Annotated in this window: 10 protein-coding genes; 1 reads left to right on the top strand and 9 read right to left on the bottom strand. The window is 43.6% G+C overall.

The features are described from left to right. Nucleotides 1-156 precede the first annotated feature (156 nt). Both ACTQ1L_RS11500 and ACTQ1L_RS11495 read right to left on the bottom strand, forming a co-directional pair. Nucleotides 157-1158 (bottom strand): AIR synthase related protein, encoded by a 1002-nt coding sequence (locus ACTQ1L_RS11500; RefSeq protein WP_441367267.1) that lies wholly within the window; start codon nucleotides 1156-1158, stop codon nucleotides 157-159. A 101-nt stretch (nucleotides 1159-1259) separates the two neighbouring features. Beyond that, on the bottom strand, nucleotides 1260-2948 hold the full coding sequence (locus ACTQ1L_RS11495; protein WP_441367265.1) for a VanW family protein: 1689 nt from the start codon (nucleotides 2946-2948) through the stop codon (nucleotides 1260-1262). A 273-nt stretch (nucleotides 2949-3221) separates the two neighbouring features. On the opposite strand from ACTQ1L_RS11495, the gene ACTQ1L_RS11490 reads away from it, so the two are divergent. Then, a complete protein-coding gene (locus ACTQ1L_RS11490; protein ID WP_441367263.1) occupies nucleotides 3222-3818 on the top strand; it encodes a hypothetical protein in 597 nt (198 codons plus the stop codon). Nucleotides 3819-3892: 74 nt separating this feature from the next. Here ACTQ1L_RS11490 and ACTQ1L_RS11485 read toward each other — a convergent pair whose 3' ends face one another. The 7 genes from ACTQ1L_RS11485 to ACTQ1L_RS11455 form a co-directional block, all read right to left on the bottom strand. Further along, nucleotides 3893-4675 (bottom strand): 3'-5' exonuclease, encoded by a 783-nt coding sequence (locus ACTQ1L_RS11485; RefSeq protein WP_441367261.1) that lies wholly within the window; start codon nucleotides 4673-4675, stop codon nucleotides 3893-3895. A 129-nt stretch (nucleotides 4676-4804) separates the two neighbouring features. Then, a complete protein-coding gene (locus ACTQ1L_RS11480) occupies nucleotides 4805-6706 on the bottom strand; it encodes a B12-binding domain-containing radical SAM protein (RefSeq protein ID WP_441367259.1) in 1902 nt (633 codons plus the stop codon). Nucleotides 6707-6793: 87 nt separating this feature from the next. Continuing rightward, the gene (locus ACTQ1L_RS11475; protein WP_012743765.1) at nucleotides 6794-7096 is read right to left on the bottom strand and encodes a helix-turn-helix domain-containing protein; all 303 of its coding nucleotides are present in this window, start codon (nucleotides 7094-7096) and stop codon (nucleotides 6794-6796) included. Continuing rightward, a complete protein-coding gene (locus tag ACTQ1L_RS11470) occupies nucleotides 7086-7436 on the bottom strand; it encodes a type II toxin-antitoxin system RelE/ParE family toxin (RefSeq protein ID WP_441367257.1) in 351 nt (116 codons plus the stop codon). The genes ACTQ1L_RS11475 and ACTQ1L_RS11470 overlap by 11 nt, the downstream gene beginning before the upstream one ends. Nucleotides 7437-7507: 71 nt before the next feature. Next, a complete protein-coding gene (locus ACTQ1L_RS11465; protein WP_441367255.1) occupies nucleotides 7508-8623 on the bottom strand; it encodes a CPBP family intramembrane glutamic endopeptidase in 1116 nt (371 codons plus the stop codon). 136 nt (nucleotides 8624-8759) lie between these two features. Then, nucleotides 8760-9341, bottom strand: a complete 582-nt coding sequence (locus tag ACTQ1L_RS11460; RefSeq protein WP_441367254.1) for a manganese efflux pump — start codon at nucleotides 9339-9341, stop codon at nucleotides 8760-8762. Nucleotides 9342-9386: 45 nt separating this feature from the next. Then, a complete protein-coding gene (locus tag ACTQ1L_RS11455) occupies nucleotides 9387-11960 on the bottom strand; it encodes a hypothetical protein (protein ID WP_441367252.1) in 2574 nt (857 codons plus the stop codon). Nucleotides 11961-12012: the final 52 nt, after the last annotated feature.

Below are 12012 nucleotides of genomic sequence, written 5' to 3'. Positions count from 1 at the left end.
TTCAGACGCAAGCTTGACACCACGCTGTCAAGCTATGCGCCATAGTGTTAATTATTGAGTGATTACAGCCCCTGCCTCGTAGAGGCATTTTAAATGGGCTGTAATCGTTACTGGTCACACTGTTAGGTGTGACCAGTAACTCCTGATTCAAATATATTAGTTGAAAACCTTGTATATCTCGTCAGTCTGGGCAGTCTCCAAAAATCGTCTCTCCTCGCCGGAAATCAGCACTCTGTCGTTTGAATCGGTTGTGGCACCGACTATAACAGCATTTTGTCCTGTTTTCTCAAGCTCTCTGACCACACGGGTACCATCTGCAGCTATGATTATCAGACTTCCTCCTGACAAAAGCTTATACGGGTTTATGTCAAAAAATTCACTTATTTCAATCGTATCCTGCCTGATAGGGAGCTTCTTTAAATCGATGTCAAGACCAATTCCCGAAGCCTCTGCCATATCCCAGAGTGCTCCAAAGATGCCTCCCTGCGAAGCGTCATGGATTGCCGCCACACCGGCGCCAATCGCGGATGCAGCCTCCCTTGCCGCGGAAATATGGTCTATATATGCTGCTGATTTATCTATAAATGCCTTGGAAAATCTCGTTTCAAGCTCGGCTCTTTTCTCATTTGCAAGAATTGCGGTGCCCTCAAGCCCCACATAGCCTGTCACTATTACGTCCATGCCCGGTGCTGCTGCCGATGATGGTGTAAGCGCCTGCTCATAGGCCTCACCTATTGCTGTAACTGTCACCACTATATTCTTCACCGCACGGCTCACCTGTGTATGCCCACCAAGCACCACAATGCCTGCTTCCTCACATACAGCATCAATCGCTCTCACCGTCTCACGAAGCACGGCTTCGTTTTCTGTGGTAGGTACAAGCAGTGCCAGCTCTATCCCAATAGGACCTGCCCCCATGGCATAAATATTGTTCAATGCATCATAAACTGCGCAGTTAGCACGCACATGCTTATCCGATACATCAAGTGTGAACGTCTGGGTAGCAGTAACTAACTTAGTTTGGCCGCCTGCCTGCATGGAAATCACCGCACAGTCCTCACCTACTGCCGGTTTAAAAAGTATTCTGTCGCTTTTGGTATGAAGTTGTTTTAAGACAGAGCGCTTTAAAACCGACTCTGATATTTTACCGTTTTTCATGTGTTTTCCTGTTCCTAATAATAATATGTTTTGTATACTGTTGCAGCCCGGTGCATTGATTGCAAATAACTACATCAGAAACAACTACCTGCGGGCATTTACTACGTCTGTGCTCCCTGTGTCTGTCCCGCCGGCTGCTGTGTTTGGGTGCCCTGTGCCTGCCCTGCTGCATTCTGGTCTGTCGGCTGCTGTGTCTGCGTGCCCTGTGTCTGCCCTGCTGCATTCGGATCTGTAGTCTGGGTCTGCGCGCCCTGTGTCTGCCCTGCCGCATTCGAATCCTGTGTCTGAGTCTGTGCTGCCTGTGCCGCCTGTGCCTGTGCCGCCTGTGCCTGTGCTGCCGCAGACGCAGCAATGGATTTAACCGAGCCCTCATCATTAGCCGTTGCCGCCGCCTGAAGCTGCGCAACAACCTCCGCTGATGCTCCTCCTGTGCCAACCGTCAGGATTTTTGGTGATGACTTGTACTTGCTGTTGTTGAATACCTCATCACTCTGCACTGCACCATCGACTGTAACCGTCTTCCAGAGCCTTGCTGTAAGTCCCTTGTGCGCAGACTGCTCAGTGTGGAAATAGCCAACCGGCTGACCTGCATCAAACTTAAACTGCGTAACCGGATCCTCCTCGGAAATCGTCTCACTCCTGAATGAAATTTCCCTGTTTGCCGGTCTCGTCTCCACTCCGTACACATTGAAGGTGATGACTCCACCACTGCAATATCCCTCTATATACACCGGATTGTCCAGATTATTTTTAAACTTAAGATCCTTGTAGGTACCTGCGATTGCCGCATCGTCAGATGGCTTTACGTAGTTTACTATCATGGAATGGTTGTAGCGCTGCACTATCTCAAGCTCAGCCCTTATAACCGCATTGTAGAGTGTGGTAGCAACCTGGCACACGCCTCCGCCTACCGAGTCCACTACCTGACCGTTCTCGTATGCGCCTGCCATCTGATAGCCGTTGTCAGTTGTGATAGGGCTGATAGCCTCGTAAACCGAGAACTGCTCACCCGGATATATGACACTGCCGTTTATCAGGCTGCACGCGTTCTTTACATTGGCTGCACGCCCTGCTGCCGAGCTGCTGAAATCTGTAGAAAAGCCTCCCAGATTATCCTTAATCTTTGAGAGCTCCTCCTTTGAGCCCCTCGGCTGGACCGTATTTGTGACCAGCTCTATCTCATTCGCCGAACCATCCCAGCTATTCTGCAAAAAATCATTTATGGCATAGACAGATTTTACCACATCAACCTCTTTGCCTTCCTGTCCCGGGACAAAATCGAAGCTGTCACCGTTTCTCTGCAGCGAATTGTTAACTGCCTTTATATTGAGCTCGTCGCTCTTGTCATAAATCATATTTGCGGTCTTTTGCTTATCAACCGACAGATACATATTGACGGCAACATTGCCCTTTTTGAGTTCCTCTGACTCCACAAATCTGTCAATCAGGCTGCCCTCATGGCACACTGAAAGAGCCTCGTCCGCCGCTGCATCAGTGTCCGCCGAAACAGACATTTCCTGTGCGGTTGCATCAAATGAACCATTGGCGCCCTTTAATGAAAAGGATGTATCCTTTATGCTGTCAACATAGGCATCAACTGCTTTTTTTGCTTCTTCCTTTGTCATACCGCCTACATCCACACTGCCAATGCACACACCCTCTGTAATTGTCTGTACCTTTGCCTTCTTTGTGCCTGACGAACCGCTTGCATATGCACTTACCATGCCTGATGCTGCCACAAGCACAAATGCCATTGTACCCAGTAATAATGCTTTTTTATTAATCTTCATTTCCGCTTCCTTTTACTGAGGCTGTTAAAAACGCCCCTGTCATCGCTTAACTGAACTGCATTTTATATCATATTATCATATTTTTTCCATATTTCAAGAAAAGCTATACAAGACTTGACACAAATGTTGTCACAAGCATCGCTGCTATAACCACTATTATCACTATAGCAACCACCTTCTGATTTCTTTTTTTATTAAAATCGTACATGCTATTCACCTCTGTTCAAAAATGAGTTATACTATTTTCATATATGAGAAAGGATTTTCCAACATATGATTCCAATTTGTCTAATTTTATTCATTTTATTTATTGCAGTGATTACTTTTGCCATAAAGAGAGCTGATTCTGCCCAGGCAAAGGTCACCGAGGAGTTCTGGGAAAAGGAGCGTAAGGCCAACTCAACCCTCCGCGGAGATACCACTGACCTGTGTTATATTACCATACCGGAAAAGTTTTTTCCATTAAATAATGATAAAATAAATGATTTAAGGGATAAAACCCTTGTCAATCTCACCGGAATGACAAACACTGATTTAAAGCTTAAATATGGCATTCTCAATTTTAAAAAGCTGTCTGAATATGATGATAATTTCACGAAATTTGTTTCAATGCTGCCGGACTATTACAATAGGCTTAAGGAGGCAGGCTATGAATCGCTGGCCAATGAGCTGCTCGACTTTGCAGTGGAGCAGGGTGCCGATTCAAAGAACGTATACAGTCTGTTAGCCAACGCCTTCATCAGCATGTCAAAAGCTGACCGGCTTGCAGAGCTTATCCAGAAAGCAAAACAGCTCAATTCTCTTTCAAGGGATGGAATCGTTTCTATGCTTGAGAGCCTACAGGCTGATGCCGCCCCGGCCGATAATTAATTTGCGTTATAGCTTATTTTGTTGTAGCTTATTTTCGTTATAGCCTATTGTATTATATCTTATTGTATTGAAACTTATTCCGAGCCATCCACACACATATTAATATACTTACTGCGATATTCATCGTACAGCCTTGAGGCCTGGCTTCTGGTCAGGTTATCCCACGATATGACATCTGCTATCCCATACTCAGCCATCAGCTCCTTTAGCTGTCTGACCTGATGTGCTGTGGCAGGTGTCTGTTTTTTTGCCTTGTATACAAGTGGCTTTGACTCCACCGGCTCACCCTTTTCATCCATCAGTGCAAGCAGCTTTTCAAATATCAGCTTTGTCTCTATCGCATCATCGAGCGCCCTGTGGGCATTTTCCCTGCTCACACCAAAATACCCACACAAATCCTCCAGCTTCTTCGACTGCTCAGCAGGCAGACATTTTCTGGCTATTTTCAGAGTATCATATGCATTCAGCGAGAGGGTTCGCTTGTGATTTACCGCCCACTGCTTTAAAAAGCTGTAATCAAAGGTCACATTCTGCCCGAGTATGATATCATCTCCGATAAAATTAAGCAGGTTATCCACAGCCTCATCCATATCTGCCGCGTTTTCCACATCACTGTCGGTAATTCCCGTTAATTCCTGCACACGTTGTGGAATATGCTGCTTCGGATTTACCAGTGTGGATATCGTATCCACTATCTCGCCGCCCCTCACACGTGCCGCACCTATCTCTATTATCTTGTCATTTTTAGCTGAAAGCCCTGTCATTTCCAGGTCAATCACCGTGTAATTTTTTATATTATCTATGTTGCTCATTTTTCTTAGTCCGTAAACCTTTCCGGCTTTTAACACTATAGTCATATCGCGTTACTGCTATTTTATATACTCCGCTATAGCCATATCGCTTTACTGCTATTTTATACACTCCGCTATAGTTATATCGCTTTACTGCTATTTTATATACTCCGCTATAGCCATTTCGCGTTACTGTTATTCTATATACTCCACCAGCGCCTGGTGGTCAAGCGGGTCTCTCATGTCGTAGTGGAAAAGCGCCCACACCGGCTCCTTATGATACTCTGGCAGCTCATCCAGCTTGCGCGTGTGCTTGTCCGGAAAAATATAGTGGAACGGCTCCACATGCGACAGCTTTCCATTCTTACAGTATGCATGTGTCATATGCTTGAAGCTTCCTATATCTGTGGCCCACACCGGACGGCTCTTGCAGTTCTCACGATAGTACAAATCAAAAATGAGTGACTCCTGAATCATGTTGTAAATCTGCGCATTTTCATCAAAATCAGTATTATCTCTATCTACGGCATGTTCGTCACAATCAGTGTTATCTCTATCTACGGCATGTTCGTCACAATCAGTATCATCTCTATCTCCGTGATTTTCGGATAATCCCACAGAAGTCATAGCATCGCTGTCATGGCAATGCAGGTATAAAGCCATAAACTCAAGCAGTATCTCACACCTTCTGATGCGCGAATGGCTCATTCCAAAATAGCCGTTTGCCTCATAAAAATCTCCAAGCTCCTGAAAAAACTCAAACGCACTGTCAAAGATACACTCCATGAGCTTCATCGTAATCTCAAACTGTCCGCTGTTGTAATACACCTCAAGCATATCCTCGACGCGCTTAATCTTTATCACATCATCAAACGAAAGCCACTTCGTGGACATTACCTCATACGGTGGCTTGTCATGGAACACAATACCATATTCCGTGGCATGCTCAAACATATACGAACCCTTGAGCACCTTTAAAAATCCTAGCTGCATCTGGTTTGGCTTAAGCTCATAAATCTCATCAAAGGAACGCCCAAAGCTGTCATAGTCCTCGTATGGCAGCCCTGCAATCAGGTCCAGATGCTCATGGATATTGTTGCCGCTTTGAATGAGCCTCACAACCTCCTTAAGCCTCTCAAGCTTCATAGTCCTGTGAATCTCCTTAATCGTGACCTCATTGGTGGACTGCACACCGATTTCAAGCTGTATCAGCCCCGGCCTCATATCAGAAATCAGCTCAAGCTCCTCCTGATTCAGCAGATCCGCTGATATCTCAAAGTGAAAGTTTGTCACACCATTGTCATTCGCTTTTATAAAGCGCCACAGCTCCATGGCATGAGCATGATTGCAGTTGAAAGTTCTGTCCACAAACTTAATCTGTGGCACCTTCTGGTCTATAAAAAACTTAAGCTCTTTTTTGACAATCTCAGTATCCCTGAAACGCAGTGTCTTGTCCACCGATGACAGACAGTAGCTGCACGAAAACGGGCATCCCCTGCTGCTCTCGTAGTAGATGATGCGGTTTGAAAAATCATCAAGCGTATCATAGCAGAATGGGATTCCACTCATGTTTTTAATTGGGCGGGGACTTGTAAATACTATTTCATCCGCTTTGCAGCCTGCGTTGTTCACACATGTTCTATTACTTGTACTATTACCTGTGCTGTTTTTTCTGAAAGCAATGCCTGCAATATCACTCAGCTTTCTTTTATGCGCATAGTAACCGCACAGCTCTCTAAAGGTATCCTCACCCTCGCCTATCATCACACCATCTATGTATGGATTTTCCCTCAGAAATGCCTCCACCTCGTAAGACACCTCAGGGCCTCCAACCCATATCGGCACTGACGGACAAAGCTTTTTATACTCGCGTGCAATATCAGTCACATAATCAATATTCCATATATAGCACGAAAAACAAAGTACGTCGGGCTTTCTCTTATAAAGCTCCTCAAGAATGTAATCCTTCTGATTGTTTATCGTGTATTCCGCAAGCTCCACAGCATCCCTGTACTCCCCGGCACAGGCGCGCAGTGAGTAAACTGCGAGGTTTGAATGTATGTATTTTGCATTGATTGCTGTCAGTAAAATATTCATGGTTTCTCCTTAAAAAATGACCCTTGAATGTAGACTTTATGCCACATTCAAAGGTCTGCTTCGTATTATTGCAGCATCCGTTCAATTTTATTTTTTTAACGGCTGCATTGGTACAAATTCAATTTTCAACTGCATCCCCATTCCATGCGCAAGCCTCTTTAAAAGTTTCAAAGATGGATTTCTCGTTCCATTCTCAAGCTTACTAATATCCGCCTGATCAATGCCTGTACGTGCTGCAAGCTCCTTTTGAGTCAAATTATTTTTAATACGCGCATCTATCATAGCCCTTATGACATCCATCTCAGGCTGGAGATCGTCCCACTCTTTTTTTACGTCAGGATTTTTAAGCTGCTCCTGTAAATAATCGTCATATCTCATATTATTTACCATGCCTTTCTATATAATCTCTTCTATATTTCTTAGCCTTTTCAATTTCACCAGCCGGTGTCCTCTGAGTTTTTTTAATGAATCCATGTGTCAATACTATTCTTCCTTCATAATAGAAAAAATATAATACTCTCGAAATATCTGATCCTACCTTAGCTCGCAATTCAAAAATTCCATCACCGAGCGGCTTGCTGTATGGTTCTCTCAGCAACGTACCTTTTTCTTCCAATAGTTTAATTTCCATTAATAGCTTAGCTCTCATCTTAACATTTAAACTATCTAAAAAATCTTTTACCGGAATTTTATCCCCATTCTCATAAAATTCAGCAATAAATCCACCCATAACTCTTCTCCATTGTTCTCACAAAATATTATATGGTATTTTTACCATATTGTCAAATCAGTTACTTTAATTTACATCGACATATTAACAAGTCTGTCATACATGCCGCTTGCAAACAGCACCATCATGCCAATCGTGCAGATGACCGACAGCACAAATCCTATTATCGATGTAATCATACCGGCAGTTGCTATTGCATTGTCATACTGCTTTGCCTTTTTTGACATTTTGGAAGCAAGCATGCCGACAATTCCAAGTCCCATCAGATATCCAAAAAACGAGAAAATAATACTGCAAATACCAAGCACCAGTGAAACCACTGCAAGCTTAGCACCCTCTCTCTCGTCATCTATGATAGTCTCATTATTGTAGAGCATCTCAAGACGGATACGCCTTGACTTACGCAGCATAACAAGCATAGGAATACCTAGTACAACAAATGCGACACAGTTCATTGCCGAAAACTCATTAATCCTGTCGGCCACTCCGCCTCCCTCAAATATTCCCGATGATAAAAGACCTCCCATATCTACAACAGTATGGAAAATGGCAAGCATCCAGAAATTACGTGTAGACGCGTATATCATGCAAAACAGCACACCCATGAGACCTGCTGAAATAACCTGTATCAGACAACTGCTGAACTTAACCCCTGCGCCCATATTGGAAAAATGCATCAATCCAAACAGTACGCCTCCCAAAACTACGGCTCCTGTGATTCCAGCTTTCGTCTTTGGAAAAGCTCTCAGCAACAGATTGAACACCACGCCTCTGAACACCAGCTCCTCAACGAGCCCTACAAGGCAGACCGCAATAAAGAAAAAGATGATGTTGTAAAATGCCTTCACATCACCATGCTCGCTCAAAAAGCACAAATATATGCTTGAAACAACAGCATACAGACAATACACTATGAAAAAACCGCCTGTGTATAAGCTTCTTGTCCATCCTGCTGCATTTTCCTTAAAGATATCCCACAACCCGAATATATATGTGATGCCAAGAAAAAGAACTAAAATAGCGGTCTCTACAATAGCCTGCAGCAGATAGTCATCCGCCTTTTCCATGCCCGGAATCAGTCCCAATACTTTTCCGCTCCACTGCAATGGTGCAATGAAAATAAAAACTGCAAGAATGGCAAATATTATATTTGCCGGTGCCGAAAGTTTTCTCAATTTCTGTTTCATAACTTTAAATCTCCTCATTTGCGTGTTATTAAGTATGAAAATATTCTATAGCATTTACTTTGACATTGCAAGCAAAGTATTTCATACTTCAATGGACAGCAAAAAAGCCCTATTCTTACGAACAGAGCCCTATGCATTATTTTGCACTTACAAGTCTTACTATCACATCAATTCCAGCCGCCCAAAAGAGTATCGCCCCCACGATATATACCTTTGTCTTTTGCTCGAAACCGAAGTGGTATCCTGTGTAAATGCCTGCCACTATACAGATGACAGTGAGCAGCGCCACCATTATCATAATGGTGAAAAGTCCGGTACCGAGGAATCCGAATGCTATTCCTGCAAGAACCGTATAAAATGCGGTGATTCCTGCTATCCTTAACACTCTTTTCATGTCAAGCTGCGCCTGACAATGCTCCTCAATCCTTTCGTTTCTTATAGCCTTTCCTATAAGCCTGATCCCCAGTCCTATCAGTATTCCGATAGAAATTATCTCTCCTAAAAGTGCTTCATCCTTCACCGAGTATTTCCCATTAAGAAAGTTTGACAGGAAATACCCGATGTACATTGCTAACAACTGGCAAACTGCAACTATGAAGCAAATGGCTGTAAGCTGTTTCTTATTTACTTTCTGGATCAGGGATCCCTGACATTCCATCGCAACGAAAATCTCCAGCGAGCTTCCCGCCACGATTAACAGATATTCTATCCAGCCCATTTTTGCCTCCCATGATATTTAAACATCCGTAACTGTTAATTATAATTATTTGTCGCTATCTGCCTTAGCATCTATTGAAGCTAATTTATATATGAACTTAACGCTACCCGTCTGTCCATCAGCAATTGCTGAGTATGTCTGATATTCCTCACCTGCGTCAATTACTGCCTGAAGCTTGTCGGTGAATGGCTTTAAGTCACCGTTGTATGCGTCAAGAATCTTGTTGATTCCCTCCTCATTGAACTGTACCATACCATCTGCAAGTGTGTGTGCACCCTCTGAAAGTGTCTTAGAGCCTGTTGTGAGCTGGTCAACACCTGAAACTATCTGATTTGTTCCATCTGCAAGCTGTGAGGCTCCGCTGTTGAGCTGTGCATTGTTCGCTACAAGTGTGTTTGAGCCGTCTACAAGCTGCTTGATTCCACTTGTGAGGGTTGGTACTGAGTTCATGAGTGACTGTGTTCCGGCTGAAAGCTGGCTTGCTCCGGCATTGAGTGCTGTTGCTCCGGCATTAAGTGTATCATTGTTTGATGTAAGCTTTGCTGCTCCGGCGCTAAGCTGAGACGAGCCATCTTTAAGCTGCTTGATTCCGCCTGTAAGAGTTGGAATTGAATTTACCAAGGAGTCTGTTCCGTCTTTCAAGTTAGAAGTTCCGTTTTTCAATGCTATAGCTCCATTTTTTAAGGCTGGAGCGCTATCTGCAAGTTGTTTAGTTCCAGCTGCCAAAGCATTTGATCCACTTTCAATACTATTAATTCCAGTGCTTAATGATGATACTCCCTCTTTAAGAGCTTTTATCTGCTCATTACTTGGAAGTTCAGATGAAAACTGTGTATAAAGAGTTACAGCTCCCTGCATCTGATACAAACCAATTAATAAATTATTATAGTTTTCTACACCTATAATTGTACCAAGGTCAGTTTTTTTAGCCACTACTTCTGTAACTGTCGACACATTATCAACAGTTATTTTATCAACTTTCAAAAGTGGTAATAATTGTTTTATCACCTCATTATTATTAAATTTTGAATCAAGCATTGTCTGGATTTGAACCTTCATGTCTGTAGAAAGTGTCTCAACTACATCACCACTTATCTTGTTTCCATTTTCATCGACAGCACCATTTACACTAACATTCAACTTATCTGCCCCTGCTTTTAACTGATCTGCTCCACTAGCCAAATCCGCCGCGCCAGCATTGACATCTTGTATTCCTGTATTTAATTTATCCATTCCGTCCGAAAGAGCTTTAGCTCCTGTTGCAAGATCTGCTGCACCATCATTAAGCTTTGTAGCTCCATCCACCAATGTTCCTGATTTTTCTGCCAAAGTTCCAATACCGGCATCTAAATCACTTGCTCCCTTTGCAAGACCATTTGCTCCATCCGTATATGATTTCAAACCATCCTTAAGTGTTGCACTTCCGCTTGCAAGCTGACCTGCTCCACTATTAAGCTTATCTGCTCCTGACACAAGGGCTCCTGTGCTGTTTCCAAGTGTATTCAGTCCACCACTTAATGTACTAACACCATCAGTATATGTCTTAAGTCCACTCTGCAGTGTACCAACTCCTGATGCGAATGTGCCGAGCTTGCTCTGCAATGTTGAAAGTCCGTCAGCAAGTGTGTCGGTACCCTCTGCCAGTGTCTTTGAACCATCCTGAAGCTGTGTTGAGGCATCCTTTAAGTCATTTATCATATCATCGAGGTCTGATGTGTCAATTCCGTCTGTGCTTACATAATCAGATGCGTTTACCACGAAGGTCATGGCTGCAGGCATTGAGAAATTCTCCACATCTGCTGTCATTTCCACGTATTCAGGGATATTTACATCGCCATCGAGGTCTTTGTCCTTGATTCCGAGGCTGTCCTTTAAGCCTGGAAGTGCATAGCCGAGCACTACGCTTGATGAGTCGCTTACCTCAGCCTTGCCGTTTGTCACTTCGATATTCTCGAAGCCATCACCGAGTACAAGTCCTGTTACTGCTGCAAATGGTACGGAAACTGTCTGCTTCTCGCCGTTTACTGTCTCTGTATATGATGTGGTATTTGTGTAGTCAAAACGGATTTTAACCTTTCCTGATTTTCCAGCAAGATCCTCAGGTGCGATTTCTTTTCCATCGAGGTAATATGTAACCTTCTGTGTTACAGGCGGTTCCTCTGTTGCTGTGCCCTGATAGTAAATGTCCTTGCCGCCGGCCTGCCATGTGAGCTTATCACCGCTTTGAGTGAACTTTTCCTTGCCCTTTACGTTCTCGATATCCGTAAGGTTTGAAGCATCCTCCAAGGTATCCTTTTTGTCTTTATTTTTAAGGTGATCTACTACGATTGTTTTGTTCACGTTGCCGTTTGCATCTGAGATGAGGTATACGCTCTCGTCCTTGTCTGCATCGTTATCCTTTAATGATACGCTGTCCATGAGCTTATCTGCTATGTCATCAGCATCCTTGCTGCTTCCTGTTGTGCTGTCTGCCTCGGCTGTGACTGCTGTGCTGTCCTTCTCGGCAAAAACCGCTGTTGCTCCGATTCCTGTACCTACAAGTGCTATTGTGAGGACTCCGGCTACAACACGGACAATATATTTACTTTTTAACTTTTCTTTCAATTCTGGTAATTTCATGTCTTATTCCTCCTGATTTTGTTTTTGAGGTCATATTTTTATGTTATGAGGG

Origin of the sequence: Agathobacter sp. LCP21S3_B2 (assembly GCF_052118705.1) — a bacterium.
Taxonomy (GTDB): domain Bacteria; phylum Bacillota; class Clostridia; order Lachnospirales; family Lachnospiraceae; genus Roseburia.
The sequence above is the reverse complement of the archived record's forward strand: the minus strand, read 5'-3'. Positions and strand labels throughout refer to the sequence as shown.